This window comes from Peribacillus sp. NPDC101481, assembly GCF_044767165.1.
Classification (GTDB): domain Bacteria; phylum Bacillota; class Bacilli; order Bacillales; family DSM-1321; genus Peribacillus.
The window spans coordinates 177,261-196,710 of sequence record NZ_JBIWNJ010000003.1; the positions used below are offsets into that span (position 1 = coordinate 177,261).

Below are 19,450 nucleotides of genomic sequence, written 5' to 3' on the forward strand. Positions count from 1 at the left end.
TGTGTAATATATTATAATATTAAGCGCTTACAACACTATTTTTTTAACTCCAAATTGAGCGAGCGTTCAATCAATGTTACTTATAGGGGGAAATAATGATGGCGAAAACAGTGATTATTAGCGGTGTGAGAACACCTTTTGGTAAATTTGGCGGTGGCCTTAGCAGTTTGACGGCATCACAGCTTGGTGGAATAGCAATCAAAGAGGCACTTGTTCGGGCAGGGATTGAAGGCAGCCAAGTAGATGAGGTCATCATGGGGAATGTGCTTCAGGCTGGCCAAGGCCAAATACCGTCCCGCCAGGCAGCCCGCCATGCTGGATTGCCATGGGAAGTGAAAACGGAAACCATTAATAAAGTATGCGCATCAGGACTTCGCAGTGTGACATTGGCTGATCAGATCATTCGTTTAGGTGAAGAAGAAATCATTGTTGCAGGCGGAATGGAATCGATGAGCAATGCTCCTTATATCCTTCCGAAAGCAAGGTGGGGCCTAAGGATGGGTGATGGAGAGCTTAAGGATACGATGATTTCGGATGGACTTAGCTGCAGCTTTACGGGCGTGCATATGGGGACTTACGGAAACAGTACTGCCGAGGACCTTGAAATCACCCGTGAGGAACAGGATAGCTGGGCTTACGAAAGTCATCAAAAAGCGATAAAAGCAATCGATGGCGGTATCCTTGCAGAAGAAATCATTTCCGTACAGGTGCCTGTGCGGAAAGGCGAGCCAATTACCGTTGAACATGATGAAGCCCCAAGAAAAGATACCTCTGCCGGGAAGTTAGCTAAATTAGGTCCAGCTTTCAGTAATGAGGGGACCATTACGGCAGGTAATGCACCAGGTGTCAATGATGGGGCAGGTGCACTCGTATTGATGAGTGAGGAACGTGCGGAAAAGGAAGGGAAAACGCCTTTTGCCTATATTTTAGCTCATGCAGAAGTGGCAGTGGAAGCAAAGGACTTCCCTAAAACGCCAGGTTTGGTCATAAATGAACTCCTGAAGAAGACAGGTAAATCGATAGAGGAAATTGATTTGTTTGAAGTGAACGAAGCATTTGCTGCGGTTGCGCTGGCCAGTGGGAAAATTGCCAACATCGAGCCGGGAAAAGTGAATGTAAACGGAGGGGCTGTAGCATTAGGTCACCCGATCGGGGCGAGTGGTGCCCGCATCATCATTACGCTGATGCATGAACTGAAACGCCGCGGAGGGGGATTGGGCATCGCAGCGATCTGCAGTGGCGGCGGTCAGGGAGATGCCATTTTAATTGAAGTGCCTAAGCAAGGATAATAGTTTCATAGATAGATACATGAGGAGGGATTTTTCATGGGCATTCAAAAAGTGATGGTCATTGGTGCTGGACAGATGGGATCTGGCATTGCCCAGGTCTGTGCAATGAGCGGTTATGAAGTTCTTTTACATGATTTAAAAGATGAATATGTAGAAAAGGGGTTAGGGACAATTACCAAGAACCTTTCCCGGCAGGTTGAAAAAGGAAAAATGGAAGCTGAAGAAAAAGGTGCAATCCTTTCCCGGCTGACTTCATCGACGGATTTAAATAATGCGGCTGCGGTGGATTTAGTGATTGAAGCTGCAGTGGAAAACATGGAAATAAAAACAAAAATATTCGCCGATTTGGATGAAATCACGCCACAACACGTCATTCTTGCATCCAATACTTCTTCGCTTCCGATTACCGAGATAGCCGCTGCCACGAAAAGGCCGGAAAAGGTAATTGGCATGCACTTTATGAACCCCGTTCCAGTCATGAAGCTGGTTGAGATCATCCGTGGCCTGGCTACAGCGGATGAGGTTTATAAAGAAGTTGAAGAGATGGCTGAATCCTTGAACAAGGTACCGGTGGAAGTTAATGATTTTCCAGGTTTTGTAGCGAACCGGATTTTGATGCCGATGATCAATGAGGCCATCTATACCCTTTATGAAGGCGTCGCCACTAAAGAGGCGATTGACGACGTGATGAAGCTGGGAATGAACCATCCGATGGGCCCGCTTACGCTAGCTGACTTCATTGGACTGGACACATGCCTGTATATAATGGAAACGCTTCACCAAGGTCTCGGAGACGATAAATACCGACCGTGTCCGCTGTTAAGGAAATATGTAAAGGCTGGATGGCTAGGCAAGAAATCAGGACGGGGCTTTTACGAATATAACTAATCTTAGAAAGATGTGCAGCTAGGGAGGGATGAAGGGTGGATTTCAAGTTTACAGAAGAACAGGGAATGATGCGGAAAATGGTAAGCGCTTTTGCGGAGAATGAGATTACCCCTCATATCGAGGCAATGGAAACAGGCGTGTTTCCAAAAAAGATTCTGCAAAAAATGGGTAAGCTTGGTTTGATGGGAATCCCGATTTCAGAAGAATACGGTGGCGCGGGTATGGACTTCATGTCTTATATCATCGCCATTAATGAGATTTCCAAAGTTAGTCCAACTCTCGGTGTCATACTTTCCGTTCATACTTCTGTTGGAACAAATCCAATCGTTTATTTTGGAACGGAAGAGCAGAAGCGGAAGTATGTGCCTAAGTTAGCCGCTGGTATATATTTAGGCGCCTTTTGCTTGACTGAGCAAAGCTCAGGTTCCGATGCTGCGAGTTTGAAATCGAAGGCAGTGGCAGTAAAGGAAGACGGAAGATATCGAATAAATGGGTCCAAGGTTTTTATCACCAATGGCGGGGAAGCGGATGTATTCATTGTTTTTGCTTCAACCGACCCTCAGAAGGGAAGCAAGGGAATCTCTGCTTTTATTGTAGAAAAAGGGACGCCAGGCTTAATCATCGGTAAAGATGAACGTAAAATGGGCCTTCATGGCTCGAGCACCGTACAGGTGACGTTCGAGGATATGAAAGTGCCTGCAGCCAATCTCCTTGGAAAAGAAGGAGAAGGCTTTAAGATCGCAATGGCCAACTTGGATGCTGGAAGGATAGGCATTGCTGCTCAAGCGCTGGGAATTGCAGAAGGCGCCATGGAACATGCTGTCAAATATGCAAAAGACAGAGTTCAATTCGGCAAACCTATTGCAGCACAACAGGGGATTGGTTTCAAGCTTGCTGAAATGGCAACGAGTATAGAAGCTTCAAGGTTACTTGTCTATCGAGCGGCGTATTTACGCTCACAGGGATTGAAGTGCGGTAAAGAGGCGGCAATGGCTAAGCTATTCGCTTCGAGGACGGCTGTTGATGTGGCGATAGAAGCAGTCCAGGTGTTCGGAGGCTATGGATACACGACGGAATATCCTGTCGAACGCTATTTCAGGGATGCAAAAGTAACTGAAATTTATGAGGGTACCAGCGAAATACAGAGGATGGTCATCAGTAAGAATCTCTAATTCACGAAATGCTTAGGAGGCATAGACATGCAATTTAAACTAACGGAAGAACATGAAATGATCAGGAAAATGGTGCGCGATTTTGCCCAGAATGAAGTGGCTCCGACAGCTGCCGAGAGGGATGAAGAAGAACGATTCGACCGTGAAATCTTCGATAAAATGGCCGAACTTGGATTGACTGGGATTCCTTGGCCTGAGGAATACGGCGGTATTGGAAGTGATTATTTAGCGTATTGCATAGCGATTGAGGAACTTTCCCGCGTTTGCGCTTCCACTGGGGTGACTTTATCAGCCCATACTTCCCTTGCAGGATGGCCAATATATAAGTTTGGATCTGAAGAGCAAAAACAAAAATACCTTCGTCCAATGGCACAGGGTGAAAAAATCGGTGCATATGGGCTGACCGAGCCTAGCTCAGGCTCTGATGCAGGCGGTATGAGAACGACTGCTAAGCTTGTAGGTGATGAATATATTATCAGCGGTTCAAAAATCTTCATTACGAACGGCGGGATTGCGGATACATATGTCGTCTTTGCATTGACGGATCCAGAATCCAAACAAAAAGGAACGAGTGCCTTTATCGTTGAAAAGGACTTCCCGGGTTTTAGTGTCGGCAAAAAAGAGAAGAAGCTTGGAATCCGTTCATCACCGACCACGGAAATCATTTTTGATGAATGCCGAGTGCCTAAAGAAAATCTCCTTGGAAAAGAAGGAGAGGGCTTTAAAATAGCGATGATGACGCTAGATGGCGGCCGTAATGGGATTGCAGCCCAGGCAGTGGGCATAGCCCAAGGTGCATTGGATGCCGCAGTTGATTATGCAAAAGAGCGCGTCCAATTCGGCAAGCCAATTTCTGCACAGCAAGGAATCGGTTTTAAATTGGCGGATATGGCAACGGGTGTTGAAGCATCAAGGCTATTAACCTATCAGGCTGCCTGGTTGGAATCAGTGGGCCTTCCTTATGGAAAAGAGTCGGCCATGTCCAAACTTTTTGCTGGAGATACAGCCATGAAAGTGACGACAGAAGCCGTGCAGGTCTTTGGAGGTTATGGATATACAAAGGATTATCCTGTAGAACGGTATATGCGTGATGCGAAAATCACCCAAATCTATGAAGGTACACAGGAAATTCAAAAGCTGGTCATCTCACGGATGATTACTAAATAGGATTGAAATTGAGGTTTTCCGATGAGGCATTGCCTTTACCGGAATTCCCTTTTCAATTTCTTTAGAATGTCTTTGGCAATTAAATGATGGGCTTTTTAAAAGGAGTTTGAAAATGGAAAAAAGAGAGGTTCTTGCATCTGTAAAGGATGAACGCCTGGTTGAAAAAAGGCGTACACAAATGATTAAAGGGGCGGTGACCCTTTTTAAGGAAAAGGGATTTCATCGTACGACTACCAGGGAAATTGCCAAAGCGGCCGGCTTTAGTATCGGCACGTTATACGAGTATATCCGAACAAAGGAAGATATATTATATCTCGTTTGCGACTTTATCTACGATGAAGTACAGGAAAAGCTTCAGAAAGAAATAGATCAGAGCGATGGGACACTTGAAAGCTTGAAGCTTACGATCGCCTATTTTTATAAAGTGATGGATGATATGCAGGACGAAGTGCTGGTCATGTATCAAGAGGTGAAGGCACTGACGAAAGATGCTTTACCTTATGTATTGAATAAAGAACTTCGGATGGTCGGCATGTTTGAAAAGGTGATTACGAAATGTGTTGAGAATGGGGAGCTATCGTTGACGGCAAAACAAATAAGCCTTGTTTCTCATAATATTTTCGTTCAGGGACAAATGTGGAGTTTTAGAAGATGGGCTTTACACAAAGAGTATACGCTTCAAGAATATGTTGAACTGCAGACGCAATTATTGATTCAAAATATATCGCTTCAGAAAAATACTGAGTTAAATTCGTTTCAATAAGGAGGAGCTCAATGGGTACAGTTGAGGTGTATAAACCGAAGAACCATATTAGATTCGTTACTGCTTCGAGTTTATTTGATGGACATGATGCATCTATCAATATTATGAGGAGAATCCTTCAGTCCAGCGGTGCAGAAGTCATTCATCTAGGTCATAATCGTTCGGTGGAAGAGATCGTGAATGCGGCCATCCAGGAAGATGTTCAAGGCATAGCCATGTCATCTTACCAAGGCGGACATGTGGAATATTTTAAATATATGTATGACCTGCTGAAGGAAAAGGGAGCCGGGCACATTCGTATTTTTGCCGGCGGCGGCGGGGTCATCATCCCAAGGGAAATTAAAGAACTCCATGATTATGGGATAGCCCGGATCTTTTCTCCTGATGAAGGGCGGGAATATGGGCTTCAAGGAATGATAAACGTATTGATGGAGGAGTGTGATTTCTCGACAGTCAAACCATCTTTACAGGAACGTTTTGATGAATTGGTTGCTGGGGGAACAAATGCCATTGCCCAATTCATTACCTTTGCCGAAAACAGACTCGATGCTTCACAGGAATCAGCGGCAGCGGTTGAGAGTCTTTTTGAGCAGATCAAGACTTCCGAAAAGAAGGTTCCTGTTCTAGGGATTACGGGAACTGGCGGTGCTGGAAAAAGTTCATTGACTGATGAATTGATACGAAGGTTCATTAACGAAATACCAGACGAGAGAGTCGCCATTTTATCTGTAGACCCGACCAAACAGAAAACGGGCGGTGCCCTGCTTGGTGACAGGATTAGAATGAACTCGATTTTTTCAGAGCGTGTTTATATGCGGAGCCTGGCCACGCGTCATTCAAAAAGTGAGTTGTCTTTGGCGATAAAAGATGCCATTTCAGTCGTGAAGGCAGCTGGCTTCGATTTAATCATCGTTGAAACGAGCGGAATTGGTCAGGGAGATGCAGAAATTGCTGAGATATGCGATGTATCCATGTATGTAATGACGAGTGAATTCGGAGCACCTTCGCAACTTGAAAAAATCGATATGATTGATTATGCAGACTTGATAGTCATTAACAAATACGAGCGCAAAGGCTCAGAGGATGCAAAAAACCAAGTTCAAAAGCAATACCAAAGAAGCCGTACACTTTTTGATCAAGATCCATCTGAAATGCCGGTATACGGTACCATCGCTTCTCAATTCAATGATCCAGGCACCAATGCATTATTCGCTGCACTGATTGAAAAGCTTAATGAAAAATCAGGGACGGTTTGGAGTACCGCCTTTTCGAAGGAAGCGGATGTTTACAAGCAAAATGTCATCATCCCTACTGACCGTCGGTATTATTTACGTGAAATCAGTGATACGGTCAGATCTTATCATAAGCGTGCGGCTGAACAAGTACGTATTGCCCGCAGGCTTTTCCAGCTTGAAGGAGCAATTGATGCAATTAAGGAAAATGATAACAACGAAGATATGGTGGCTTCTTTAGAAAAACTGAAAAAGGAAACCGCTTCGAATTTATCACCTGAATCTAAAAAAATACTTTCTGGATGGATGGAATTAAAAGAAAAGTATGCAGGAGAGCAGTTTGTAACGAAAGTCAGGGATAAAGAAATCGTCACAAAGCTGAAAACTAAAAGTTTATCAGGTTTAATGATTCCGAGAGTGTCACTGCCTAAATATGTGGATTATGGAGAGATCTTAGGATGGGTATTCCGAGAGAACGTTCCGGGCTTCTTTCCTTACACAGCGGGAGTCTTTCCATTCAAGCGTGAAGGAGAGGACCCGAAGCGGCAATTTGCCGGTGAAGGATCACCCGACCGAACCAACAGGCGTTTTCATTATTTGTCAAAGGATGATAATGCAAAACGGCTAAGTACGGCTTTCGATTCGGTAACTTTATATGGCGAGGATCCCGATCACCGGCCTGATATCTATGGAAAGGTAGGGGAAAGCGGAGTCAGCATCTGTACGTTGGATGACATGAAAAAGCTGTATGCAGGCTTTGACCTTTGCCACCCCTCAACCTCTGTATCGATGACCATCAATGGACCGGCACCAATCATTTTGGCCATGTACATGAATACGGCAGTCGATCAGCAGATTCAACGGAAAGAAGAAGAGTTAGGCCGTCCCCTTACGGACGCAGAAGCTGAAGAAGTGCAGGCTTATACCCTTCAAACGGTACGCGGAACTGTTCAAGCGGATATTCTGAAAGAGGACCAAGGCCAGAATACTTGCATCTTCTCTACGGAATTTGCTTTAAGGCTAATGGGGGACATTCAAGCATATTTCATCGATCGAAAAGTCAGGAACTACTACTCTGTATCCATTTCCGGCTATCACATTGCAGAAGCGGGTGCCAATCCCATTTCACAGCTTGCTTTTACATTAGCGAATGGCTTTACTTACATCGAATATTATTTAAGTCGCGGAATGAATATTGATGACTTTGCCCCGAATTTGTCGTTCTTCTTCTCAAATGGGCTCGACCCGGAATATACGGTTATCGGGAGAGTGGCAAGAAGGATTTGGGCTACGGTCATGCGGGATAAATATGGTGCGAACGACCGCAGCCAGAAGCTCAAATACCATATACAGACTTCAGGGCGCTCACTTCATGCGCAAGAAATTGATTTCAATGATATCAGAACGACACTTCAGGCTTTAATGGCGCTGCAGGACAACTGTAATTCCTTGCATACTAATGCGTACGATGAAGCCATCACGACGCCTACTGAAGAATCCGTGCGCCGGGCAATGGCCATACAAATGATCATTACAAAGGAGCATGGGCTCTCAAAAAATGAAAACCCGATGCAAGGAGCCTTCATCGTAGAGGAATTGACGGATCTCGTTGAAGAGGCCGTACTGCAAGAGTTCGATCGCATCAATGATCGGGGCGGTGTGCTGGGTGCAATGGAGACGCAGTATCAGCGCGGGAAAATCCAGGATGAATCGATGCATTACGAAATGAAAAAGCATACGGGAGAATTGCCGATCATTGGTGTCAACACGTATTTGAATCCAAATCCTCCTTCCGAAGAAGCGGTGAACAGCATGGAAATTGCCCGTGCAACAAAGGAAGAAAAGGAAGGGCAAATCATAAATCTCCGGGCATTCCAAGAAAGAAATAAGGAGTTCACGGATGAGGCGCTAACTAAACTGAAATTGGCAGCCATGAATGGGGAAAATATCTTTGCTGAACTCATGAACTGCGTCAGAGTGGCCAGTCTTGGTCAGATAACGAGGGCGCTATATGATGTAGGCGGTCAATATCGAAGGAATATGTAAACTGAGAAGGAGGCTCCGAACGTTTAGGGGCCTCTTTTTTAAATAATTTCCGCATTTTTTAACAAAATGAAGATTTTACCTTATAATTATTTGGAAAAGGGGCAAAAATGAAGAATCAGCCCTATTGGAGTTGAGAAAATGAACCTGAAAATGATTGGATCGATCATAGGGTACATTCTTGCCATCATTATTTTATTTGAGCTGTATGAGCATCAATTGGGTGCCATCTCTTTTTTTATCCTGACTATTGTCTTTTTTACGGCAGCCTATCGACAGAAATCGAAAAAGGAAAGTGAATGATTTTTAGCTTTTGGTTTCCTGAATGATAGACAATAAGGTAAATCTGTGAAAGTATCAGATAGAACTAGCATAAACCCATTTAGATTGTTTATAATGGAGTATATGTCTAGCAGGAATTGTCGTTATTTTATCGAACTACTGTTTTAGATTATTTTTTTATGTGAAAAAACACGGAATTCAGTGTTTGAATAGAGAAGGGAAGTGCGGAATTTGAGTTTAAAACAATACTCAAAAGAGCAGTTATTGGAAATGTCCTTAATAGAGATGGCATATGATTTGTTAGTGGAAAGAAATGAACCGATTCCATTTAAAGACTTAATAAGTGAATTAGCTTCGCTGCACCATTTATCTAAAGCGGAAGTGGAAAAGAAAATTGCACAATTCTATACGGATTTAAATGTGGATGGCCGCTTCACTTCACTTGGGGACAACCGCTGGGGATTGAAAACATGGTACCCGGTTGACCAAATCGAGGAAGAAGTCGTACATGTTGTAAAACCTAAAAAGAAAAAGAAAGCCAAAAAGGCTGCTGCAGTTATCGACGATTTCGATGAACTTGAAGACGAAGATCTTGACTTTGAAGAAGATATCGATGATCTGGACGAGGATGAAGATGATGACGATGATGATATTCTAGGTTCTCCAGTCATCGACGAAGTGCTTTTGGATGATGACGTGGATGATGACGATGATCTGGAAGAAGAAATAATCGAAGATGATGCATTTGTCCTGGAAGATGATGAGGACGAAGACGAAGATGAAGATGACTTGGATGACTTGGATGAAGAGGCTGAGAAATAAATAATCGCCCTTGACTTTTTGAGGCGAAATTTGTAGAATCATTTTTGGGCTCCTTAAAAAAGGACACAATGATTAAATTATATCGCTCCCTTACTTTTATTGTAAGCGGAGCGTTTTTGTTTTTAATGATGGAATGAATAAATGACATCATTTTTTTATTTTTAAAAATGATTTCTCGTAGAATTGTAAAAACTATAGAGAACATATTTTTGTTTACTGTCATTTAAGGAAATTTATTCTTGTTCATGTATCCTGCATGACTCTCACTAAAGACCTTTAAGTGATTAATGGTTTGTACTGGTTTACGATTTTTTAGCTTTTAACCGCTCATGTGGCGGAAGATTTGATTCAGTTCCGATTAAGAACAGAATTGGAAGAAAACATTCTATAGGAGGATATAAAATGACAAAATATATTTTTGTGACAGGTGGAGTAGTTTCTTCCTTGGGAAAAGGGATAACGGCCGCTTCTTTAGGTAGATTATTAAAAAATAGGGGATTGAATGTTACGATCCAGAAGTTTGACCCTTATATTAACTTGGATCCAGGTACGATGAGTCCATACCAACACGGTGAAGTGTTTGTAACGGATGATGGTGCTGAAACGGATTTGGATTTGGGGCACTATGAGCGTTTCATTGATATCAACCTTGGCAAACACAGCAATGTGACTACGGGCAGAATTTATTCAACGGTCCTGAGAAAAGAACGCCGTGGCGATTATCTAGGTGGAACAGTTCAAGTCATTCCGCATATCACGAATGAAATTAAAGAACGGGTTTTCCGTTCAGGCAATGAAACGAATGCCGATATAGTCATCACTGAAATCGGCGGTACTGTAGGGGATATCGAGTCTCTTCCATTCCTTGAGGCGATTCGCCAAATCAAGAGTGATATCGGCATCAATAATGTTATGTATATCCACTGTACACTGGTTCCTTACATCAAAGCTGCTGGTGAAATGAAAACAAAACCGACACAGCATAGTGTAAAAGAATTACGCAGTCTAGGCATTCAGCCGAATATCATCGTTGCACGTACAGAAAGTCCAATTTCACAAGATATGAAGGATAAAATCGCTTTATTCTGCGATATCGATAAAAATTCCGTTATAGAATGTCTTGATGCGGATACTCTTTACTCCATCCCACTTGCGCTTCAAGCACAAAATATGGACCAAATCGTTTGTGATCACTTGCAATTGGACTGCGGCGAAGCGGATATGGAAGATTGGAAGGAACTAGTCAAAAAGGTTACTTCTTTATCAAAGAAAACAAAAATCGCTTTAGTCGGAAAATATGTTGAATTGCAAGATGCTTATCTTTCTGTAGTGGAAGCACTTAAGCATGCAGGTTACGCATTTGATGCAGATGTTGAAATCGACTGGGTGAATTCCGAAGATGTAACAAAAGAAAATGTTGCTGAACTTCTGCAAGATGCAGATGGAATCCTTGTTCCAGGCGGTTTTGGAGATCGTGGAATCGAAGGGAAAATTGCTGCTACCGAATTTGCCCGCACTACGAAAAAACCATTCTTCGGAATTTGCTTAGGCATGCAGTTGGCGTCAATTGAGTATGCTCGCAACGTCCTGGGATTGCCAGAAGCTCATTCAGCTGAAATTAATGAAGATACTCCAGATCCAATCATCGATCTTCTTCCTGAACAGAAGGATGTAGAAGATTTGGGCGGTACACTGCGTCTTGGTCTGTATCCATGTAAGCTTATCGAAGGAACTAAAGCATACGAAGCGTATAATGACGAGGTTGTTTATGAGCGTCACCGTCACCGTTATGAATTCAATAACCACTACCGTCAAGCAATGGAAGAGGCAGGATTCATCTTCTCTGGTACTAGTCCGGATGGCCGTCTAGTTGAAATCGTTGAATTGAAGGATCATCCTTGGTTTGTGGCTTCTCAATTCCATCCGGAATTCACGTCACGTCCTAACCGTCCGCAGCCGCTATTCCGTGATTTTGTCGGCATGTCTTTAAAGCGCAGCGAAAAACTTTAATAAACAAAAAAACAGCCCAATGTGGCTGTTTTTTTTTAGATGAATAATCATTCTTCTTCATACTCTTTTATGATTTCTTCAAGAGTGAATTTAATCCCATAATAAGCGAAAAGAGCGGCAATGAGGGTAGGATACCCATATCGATTTCCGGTTTCATCAGGAATCAAGCCCCGTTGGATACGTAAATCAATATGAACGTCTGCCAACTCCAAAAGAGAATCCCCTTCAGAAGGGACGGATGTAGAAACCGCAACAAATGGGATATCCTTTTCCTTGAGTTGTTTTGCCAGCAACAATGCTTCTGCATCATCCGAATGGCGGCTGAATATGAGAAACCGATCTTCCCTGGAAATAGTTTCTCCTGATTCATATCTTTTTACCTTCGGAAAGGGTTCTGCCCCATCCAAAGCCTCGGCAGTGACACCCTGCATTTCACCAAAACCGTGAATGTACACCGCACCGTCCCCAACCGCAGCCTGAGCCAGCAAGCGTCCGGCATCCTCCATTTCAAAGGCTTCATTTTCAATCATTTTCTTAAATAAACCGCTTATCTGTGTCGAAAAAATTTTTAACATGGTCAGGGACTCCTTTAAAAAATAATATACCCATTATAAAGGACTTTCCTTTGCAATGACAGGTTTCTGGGATTTTGATCCGGAAGGTTCGAATTTACTAAATCGGTCGAAAAAACAAAAAAATTAAAATTCCTCTTAGCCATACAGCAGGAATTTTGTTACAATTATCGAATATGAACAATAAATGCGTTGGACCTAAAAGTCATATGACGCAATCTATGTAACTACCCTTTTTCGGGTAATATGGCCGTATAGGCCAGTATATTTAATGGATGAATCGGGAAGGGGAGAGGTGATAAAATGCCAGGGAAAATATTGATTGTTGATGATCAGTTCGGGATTCGTATTTTATTGAACGAGGTTTTACATAAAGAAGGGTATGAAACATTTCAAGCCGCTAATGGAATTCAAGCCTTGGATGTGCTGAATAATCATTCACCTGATCTTGTATTGCTGGATATGAAGATTCCGGGAATGGATGGCATTGAGATCTTGAAAAGAATGAAAGTCGTCGATCCGGACATCCGGGTCATAATCATGACGGCATATGGTGAACTTGATATGATTCAAGAAGCAAAGGATTTAGGTGCCATGACACACTTTGCAAAGCCGTTTGATATTGATGATATTAGAAAAGCGGTTCGTGAATACTTACCGATTCAATCAAGTTAAATGTCTTGAAAATTTAATATTACTGATGGAGTAATTGCTGCGGCTATCTTTTTTTAGATGGGCCGTGTTTTTTTGGAATAAAATTTGAGGCTCGGTATAGTGTATTTGTTGCTGTTTTTTTGATGTATTGATATGCTAAAAGAGGAGAGATATTCTGATTTATAAGCGTATGCTACTTTCGTTTTAGGGAATATCTAGAAAGAATTAACTTTAAAATAATAACATCCACTAGTAGGAGGAAATCAAATGCCTTTAGTTTCTATGAAAGATATGCTGAATAAAGCCCTTGATGAAAAATATGCAGTAGGTCAATTCAATATCAACAACCTTGAATGGACTCAAGCTATTCTAGCTGCTGCAGAACAAGAAAAATCTCCAGTCATCCTTGGTGTTTCCGAAGGTGCTGCCCGCCATATGGGTGGTTTTAAAACGACTGTGATGATGGTTCAAGGATTGTTGGAAGACATGAAAATCACTGTTCCTGTGGCCATTCACCTTGACCATGGTTCAAGTTATGATAAATGTAAGGAAGCTATCGAAGCCGGATTCACTTCAGTAATGATCGATGCTTCACATCATCCGATCGAAGAAAATATCGAAACAACCAAGAAGGTTGTCGAATTCGCTCACGCACGGAATGTTTCTGTTGAAGCGGAAGTGGGCACGGTTGGCGGACAAGAAGATGATGTAATTGCTGATGGAGTCGTATATGCAGACCCTCAAGAATGTGAACAGTTGGTTAAAGAAACAAATGTCGACTGCTTTGCTCCAGCTTTGGGATCCGTTCACGGACCATACAAAGGTGAACCTAACCTTGGGTATAAAGAAATGGAAGAAGTGCGTGATTTAACGAAAAAACCTCTTGTTCTTCATGGTGGTACAGGCATCCCTACGAAAGATATCCAAAAAGCGATTTCGCTTGGAACATCAAAAATCAATGTGAATACGGAAAATCAAATTGTATTCACAAAAGCGGTTCGTGAAATTCTGAATAACGATACTGAAGTGTACGATCCTCGTAAATACATCGTTCCTGGCCGTGAAGCGATTAAAGAAACTGTCATCGGCAAAATACGTGAATTCGGTTCAAACGGCAAAGCATAATAAGGGTTCCATCCCTTTAAATGTAAGATGATAAAGGCAATATTCCCATTGGGGGGCTCCCCCCTAATGGTTTCTTTTAGATGCAGGGCTGAATCCGGGCTCTATTTTTAGAACAATTAGAATTCAGATGCATATAGGAAAATAAAAATCGATTACATACGGAGGCTATTTTATGAAATTCTTTATAGATACAGCAAACATGGAAGAAATCAAACAAGCGCATGAACTTGGCGTTTTAGCAGGTGTTACGACTAACCCATCTCTTGTTGCTAGGGAAAAGGGAGTTTCTTTCCATGATCGGCTAAAAGAAATCACAAGCCTTGTTAAGGAATCCGTTTCTGCTGAAGTCATTGCGCTTGATTTTGAAGGAATGATGGCTGAAGCCAAGGAACTAGTTGCGATTGCACCGAATATCACGATTAAAGTGCCAATGACTCCGGACGGCCTGAAGGCTGTTTCAGCACTTACAAAACAAGGTGTCAAAACAAACGTCACCCTTATTTTCAGTGCAAACCAAGCATTATTGGCAGCTAGGGCAGGAGCAACTTATGTATCGCCATTTTTAGGTCGCTTGGATGACATCGGCCAAAATGGTTTGGATCTAATTTCGGATATTGCTGACATTTTTGCGATCCATGATATCAATGCCGAAATCATCGCAGCTTCCATCCGCCATCCGATGCATATTACTGAAGCGGCTCTTAAAGGGGCGCATATTGCAACGATCCCTTATAAAGTTTTAATACAATTATTCCACCACCCATTAACGGATAAAGGAATTGAAGCTTTTTTGAACGATTGGAATTCACGTACTGAAGCATAATGCCTTGCCGCTAAGTCGCTATAGATTGCACCGTTTAAATAAAATTAACATAAATTAGAAATTTTTCTCTTTTTTTTACATGAATTTTCTACTTTTGTGTAAACTAAAGAACTAGATAGTAAATGTTGTCGGATTATGCAATTTTCTTGTGGTAAAATATTACTTTTTGGAAGTAGCTTCTAAGTGCTTAGCGTGGAAGGGAGTTTATTATGGAAAAACTTAAAATTGCCGGTGGCTATCCTCTAAAGGGAAGCATTCGTGTCAGTGGAGCAAAAAATAGTGCGGTCGCCCTTATTCCTGCAACAATTTTAGCGGACTCTCCCGTAACGATTGAAGGCCTGCCTGATATCTCGGATGTACAGATGCTGAAAGCGTTAATGGAGGAGATTGGCGGCGAGGTATCCTTTGATGAAGGAGAAATGACAGTCAACCCCAGCAGGATGATTTCAATGCCTCTTCCCAATGGAAGGGTCAAGAAGTTACGTGCCTCTTATTATTTAATGGGGGCAATGCTTGGTAAATTCAAAAAGGCAGTGATCGGCTTGCCTGGTGGCTGCCATTTAGGACCTCGCCCGATAGATCAGCATATTAAGGGGTTTGAAGCACTGGGCGCACAGGTGACGAATGAACAAGGAGCCATTTACCTTAGGGCGGACGAGCTAAGGGGAGCACGCATATATTTGGATGTCGTTAGTGTAGGGGCAACGATCAATATCATGCTTGCTGCCGTTTTGGCCAAAGGCCGCACTGTGATAGAAAATGCTGCGAAAGAACCTGAAATCATCGATGTTGCCACATTGTTGACCAATATGGGAGCGAAAATAAAGGGTGCAGGGACGGATATCATTCGTATTGATGGTGTGGAAAGTTTGCACGGGTGCAAGCATACGATCATACCGGATCGGATTGAAGCCGGCACTTTCATGATTCTAGCGGCTGCTGTCGGAGAAGGAATTCTGATTGATAATGTCATTCCCCAGCATTTGGAGTCATTGACTTCCAAGTTGAGGGAAATGGGGATTAATATTGAAGCGGGTGATGACCAGATATTTGTCTCACCGGGAGAACAATATAAATCCGTTGATATCAAGACATTGGTTTACCCTGGATTCCCAACGGATCTTCAGCAACCTTTCACTTCCCTCTTAACAAAAGCAACCGGTTCTAGCATGGTCACCGATACGATATACGGGGCCCGCTTTAAGCATATTGATGAACTGCGACGCATGAATGCGAAGATAAAGGTCGAGGGCAGAGCGGGCATCGTCGATGGTCCTGTCCAACTTCATGGGGCAAAAGTGAAGGCAAGCGATTTACGTGCCGGAGCGGCTCTTGTAATAGCCGGTTTAATGGCTGAAGGGATTACAGAAGTGACCGGGCTTGAACATATAGATCGCGGATATAGCCATCTTGTTGAAAAACTTTCAGGTTTGGGAGCAACGATTTGGCGTGAAGAAATGACGCAAGAAGAAGTGGAGCAGCTTAAAAGCTGATCCCTTTTCTTGTTACCTCATTGTGTTACTATATATGATATAATGTGTTATACTAATATATAAATAAATCATGCTAGTGTACATGAGGGGGAACCGGAAATGGAAAGAAGTTTATCGATGGAGCTTGTCCGCGTAACAGAAGCGGCGGCACTGAATTCAGCTCGTTGGATGGGAAGAGGAAAGAAAGACGAAGCAGATGATGCAGCAACAACTGCAATGCGGGATGTTTTCAATACTATTCCCATGCAAGGAACGGTTGTAATCGGTGAAGGGGAAATGGATGAAGCGCCAATGCTTTATATTGGCGAAAAACTTGGTACCGGTCTTGGGCCAATGGTGGATGTTGCGGTTGATCCATTAGAAGGAACGAACATCGTTGCATCCGGCGGCTGGAATGCATTGGCTGTATTGGCGATAGCCGATAAGGGGAACTTGCTTCATGCCCCGGATATGTATATGGATAAAATAGCTGTCGGACCAGAGGCTGTTGGTCAGATTGATATCAATGCCTCCGTGTTGGACAACCTGAAAGCGGTAGCCAAGGCAAAAAATAAAGATATCCAAGACGTGGTAGCAACAGTATTGAACCGCGATCGTCATTCGAAGATCATTCATGAACTTCGTGAGGCAGGGGCACGTATCAAGTTGATCAACGATGGAGATGTAGCGGGAGCCATAAATACGGCCTTCGATCTTACCGGTGTTGACATCTTATTCGGATCTGGCGGAGCTCCAGAAGGAGTTATTGCAGCCGTTGCCCTGAAATGCCTTGGAGGGGAAATTCAAGGCAAGCTCATTCCTCAAAGTGATGAAGAAGTGGAACGCTGTGGAAAAATGGGCCTTGAATTAGGAAGAGTCCTCAGAATGGAAGACCTTGTTCGCGGAGATGATGCAATTTTTGCAGCAACAGGTGTGACAGATGGAGAACTTTTACGCGGCGTACAATTCAAAGGGCATTACGGCGAAACACAATCCGTAGTCATGCGTGCTAAATCTGGTACAGTTCGTTTCATTGATGGTCGTCACAGTCTTAAGATTAAACCGAATGGTTTGATTGACTGATAGCGTTTTTTAGAAAAATCACTTTTAAAAAGCGAGCGGTTTCATCGCTCGCTTTCTCTTTTAAAAAATTTAAGTTGAATAATTAAAATAAAAAAAGTAAAATAAAGCTTGGTCTACTATTAATAATTTAGAATCTGCCCTTTCACTCCAAACTTCAAGAAGCCTTCAATTAATTTTCTTCTTTACATGTAAAAATGTATCATCCTTTCTAAGAAAACTCTGGTCGGGTACATGGATTGCGGTTTTTCTTCCATCTAACAAACCATTTCTTTTTCAGTATGGGTGAAAACGTTTAATTAATAAAAGTGTGGTGTCATAATGAATTTAACTATTTCTAATTTAGAAAACATGAAACTAAAGGATCTCTATGAGCACGCGCGTGAATATAAAGTTTCCTATTACAGCAAACTTTCAAAAAAGGAACTTATTTTCGCTATCCTGAAAGCACAAGCTGAGCAGGATGGTCTCCTATTCATGGAGGGCGTTTTAGAAATCATCCCTTCAGAGGGCTTCGGTTTCCTGCGTCCAATTAATTATTCTCCAAGCTCGGAGGATATTTATATTTCTGCTTCACAGATCCGCAGATTCGATTTGCGGAATGGAGATAAAGTGTCCGGTAAGGTAAGGCCGCCAAAAGAAAACGAGCGCTATTATGGATTGCTGCATGTTGAAGCAGTCAATGGCGATAATCCGGAATCAGCAAAAGAGCGTGTCCACTTTCCAGGTCTAACACCGCTGTATCCAAACAGGCAAATTAAACTGGAAACGACACCGAAGAACTTATCAACCAGGATTATGGATGTCCTGGCACCGGTAGGTTTTGGACAGCGTGGGCTAATCGTCGCACCGCCAAAAGCCGGTAAAACGATGCTCATCAAGGAAATTGCCAATGCAATAACCACAAACCATCCCGAATCGGAATTGATCGTGCTGTTGATTGATGAACGCCCGGAAGAAGTGACTGACATTGAACGGTCCGTTGCTGGGGACGTGGTAAGTTCAACGTTTGATGAAGTGCCGGAAAACCATATCAAGGTGGCTGAGCTAGTGTTAGAACGAGCCATGCGCCTTGTGGAGCATAAACGTGATGTCATCATTTTAATGGACAGCATCACTCGACTTGCCCGAGCTTACAACCTTGTCATTCCGCCGAGCGGACGTACACTATCAGGGGGGATTGACCCGGCTGCATTCCACCGTCCAAAACGCTTTTTCGGTGCGGCGAGGAATATTGAGGAAGGCGGCAGCCTGACGATCCTTGCTACAGCATTGGTAGATACGGGTTCAAGAATGGACGATGTCATTTATGAAGAATTTAAAGGTACGGGTAATATGGAGCTGCATTTAGATCGTGCCCTTGCCGAAAGACGCATCTTCCCGGCAATCGATATTCGCCGCTCAGGCACTCGTAAAGAAGAATTGTTAATTCCGAAAGATCGCCTGGATAAACTATGGGCCATCAGGAAAACAATGTCGGATTCGCCTGATTTCTCGGAGAAATTCCTTCGCCGTCTAAAACAGACAAAGGGTAATGAAGAATTTTTCAGTAAGCTGGATGAAGAGATGTCAGAAATGAAAAAGGGGCCGGCGAGCGTAAAACGTTCTTAAACCCTGTAAGAAACAAACAGTTGCACAACTAGTCTTAAGTTGTTATAATGAGTTCATGTGTTTTTACAATAAATGTGAGGGTGTTTTTCCCTCAACTTGAAGTATATAACTCTGTTTCGAATGATTCAGGGCATAAGGAGCTGAAAAGAATGAAAACTGGAATTCATCCAAATTATAAGCTTTCAAAAGTAATTTGCTCTTGCGGAAACACTTTTGAAACTGGTTCAGTTAAAGAAGAGATCAAAGTTGAGACTTGTTCAGAATGCCATCCATTCTACACTGGTCGTCAAAAATTCGCTGAAGCTGGCGGACGTGTTGATCGTTTCAACAAAAAATACGGTATTAAATAAGCCGGACTTTTTAAAAAACAGGCAAGTATTTTTCTTGCCTGTTTTTTCTTTTCCATAAACAAGTAAGAATTTATATAAAGCCGGGTCGACTTCAA

The 19,450-nt window shown here is 42.8% G+C and carries 17 protein-coding genes; 16 read left to right on the forward strand and 1 reads right to left on the reverse strand.

Annotated features, from left to right (window positions below; all coding sequences use genetic code 11):
• Positions 1-98: 98 nt before the first annotated feature.
• The 9 genes from ACIROD_RS19595 (at position 99) to ACIROD_RS19635 (ending at position 11,668) form a co-directional block, all read left to right on the forward strand.
• A complete protein-coding gene (locus ACIROD_RS19595; protein WP_402943295.1) occupies positions 99-1,289 on the forward strand; it encodes an acetyl-CoA C-acetyltransferase in 1,191 nt (396 codons plus the stop codon).
• A 36-nt stretch (positions 1,290-1,325) separates the two neighbouring features.
• Positions 1,326-2,177: a 3-hydroxybutyryl-CoA dehydrogenase gene (locus ACIROD_RS19600; protein WP_402943298.1), complete on the forward strand. Its 852-nt coding sequence runs from the start codon at positions 1,326-1,328 to the stop codon at positions 2,175-2,177.
• 35 nt (positions 2,178-2,212) lie between these two features.
• Complete coding sequence (locus tag ACIROD_RS19605) at positions 2,213-3,349, forward strand: acyl-CoA dehydrogenase (protein WP_402943301.1); 1,137 nt, start codon at positions 2,213-2,215, stop codon at positions 3,347-3,349.
• Positions 3,350-3,376: 27 nt separating this feature from the next.
• Positions 3,377-4,516, forward strand: coding sequence for an acyl-CoA dehydrogenase (locus ACIROD_RS19610; protein WP_101223858.1), 1,140 nt, complete (start codon positions 3,377-3,379; stop codon positions 4,514-4,516).
• Between the two features lie 112 nt (positions 4,517-4,628).
• On the forward strand, positions 4,629-5,279 hold the full coding sequence (locus ACIROD_RS19615) for a TetR/AcrR family transcriptional regulator (protein WP_101223857.1): 651 nt from the start codon (positions 4,629-4,631) through the stop codon (positions 5,277-5,279).
• A gap of 11 nt (positions 5,280-5,290) precedes the next feature.
• On the forward strand, positions 5,291-8,557 hold the full coding sequence (gene icmF / locus ACIROD_RS19620; protein ID WP_402943305.1) for a fused isobutyryl-CoA mutase/GTPase IcmF: 3,267 nt from the start codon (positions 5,291-5,293) through the stop codon (positions 8,555-8,557).
• 138 nt (positions 8,558-8,695) lie between these two features.
• Positions 8,696-8,857 carry a hypothetical protein gene (locus ACIROD_RS19625; protein ID WP_157831069.1) on the forward strand — a complete coding sequence of 54 codons (162 nt, stop codon included), beginning with the start codon at positions 8,696-8,698 and terminating at the stop codon, positions 8,855-8,857.
• Positions 8,858-9,067: 210 nt separating this feature from the next.
• Positions 9,068-9,658, forward strand: coding sequence for a DNA-directed RNA polymerase subunit delta (gene rpoE / locus ACIROD_RS19630; RefSeq protein WP_402943309.1), 591 nt, complete (start codon positions 9,068-9,070; stop codon positions 9,656-9,658).
• A gap of 402 nt (positions 9,659-10,060) precedes the next feature.
• Positions 10,061-11,668, forward strand: a complete 1,608-nt coding sequence (locus ACIROD_RS19635; RefSeq protein WP_101223854.1) for a CTP synthase — start codon at positions 10,061-10,063, stop codon at positions 11,666-11,668.
• Positions 11,669-11,715: 47 nt separating this feature from the next.
• Here ACIROD_RS19635 and ACIROD_RS19640 read toward each other — a convergent pair whose 3' ends face one another.
• A complete protein-coding gene (locus tag ACIROD_RS19640; protein ID WP_101223853.1) occupies positions 11,716-12,243 on the reverse strand; it encodes a DUF2529 domain-containing protein in 528 nt (175 codons plus the stop codon).
• 300 nt (positions 12,244-12,543) lie between these two features.
• Here ACIROD_RS19640 and ACIROD_RS19645 point away from each other — a divergent pair, with 300 nt between their 5' ends.
• The 7 genes from ACIROD_RS19645 to rpmE all read left to right on the forward strand — a co-directional run bounded on the left by ACIROD_RS19645 (position 12,544) and on the right by rpmE (position 19,355).
• Entirely contained in the window at positions 12,544-12,915 is a 372-nt protein-coding gene (locus tag ACIROD_RS19645) for a response regulator (RefSeq protein WP_101223852.1), read from the forward strand.
• A 246-nt stretch (positions 12,916-13,161) separates the two neighbouring features.
• Positions 13,162-14,019, forward strand: coding sequence for a class II fructose-bisphosphate aldolase (locus ACIROD_RS19650; RefSeq protein ID WP_101223851.1), 858 nt, complete (start codon positions 13,162-13,164; stop codon positions 14,017-14,019).
• 172 nt (positions 14,020-14,191) lie between these two features.
• The gene (gene fsa, locus ACIROD_RS19655; RefSeq protein ID WP_063234171.1) at positions 14,192-14,842 is read left to right on the forward strand and encodes a fructose-6-phosphate aldolase; all 651 of its coding nucleotides are present in this window, start codon (positions 14,192-14,194) and stop codon (positions 14,840-14,842) included.
• Positions 14,843-15,051: 209 nt separating this feature from the next.
• Positions 15,052-16,335, forward strand: coding sequence for a UDP-N-acetylglucosamine 1-carboxyvinyltransferase (locus ACIROD_RS19660; RefSeq protein WP_101223850.1), 1,284 nt, complete (start codon positions 15,052-15,054; stop codon positions 16,333-16,335).
• 99 nt (positions 16,336-16,434) lie between these two features.
• The gene (gene glpX, locus ACIROD_RS19665; RefSeq protein WP_101223849.1) at positions 16,435-17,397 is read left to right on the forward strand and encodes a class II fructose-bisphosphatase; all 963 of its coding nucleotides are present in this window, start codon (positions 16,435-16,437) and stop codon (positions 17,395-17,397) included.
• A 318-nt stretch (positions 17,398-17,715) separates the two neighbouring features.
• On the forward strand, positions 17,716-19,005 hold the full coding sequence (gene rho / locus ACIROD_RS19670; protein ID WP_034315849.1) for a transcription termination factor Rho: 1,290 nt from the start codon (positions 17,716-17,718) through the stop codon (positions 19,003-19,005).
• Between the two features lie 149 nt (positions 19,006-19,154).
• Positions 19,155-19,355: a 50S ribosomal protein L31 gene (rpmE, locus tag ACIROD_RS19675; protein ID WP_034315847.1), complete on the forward strand. Its 201-nt coding sequence runs from the start codon at positions 19,155-19,157 to the stop codon at positions 19,353-19,355.
• Positions 19,356-19,450 lie beyond the last annotated feature (95 nt).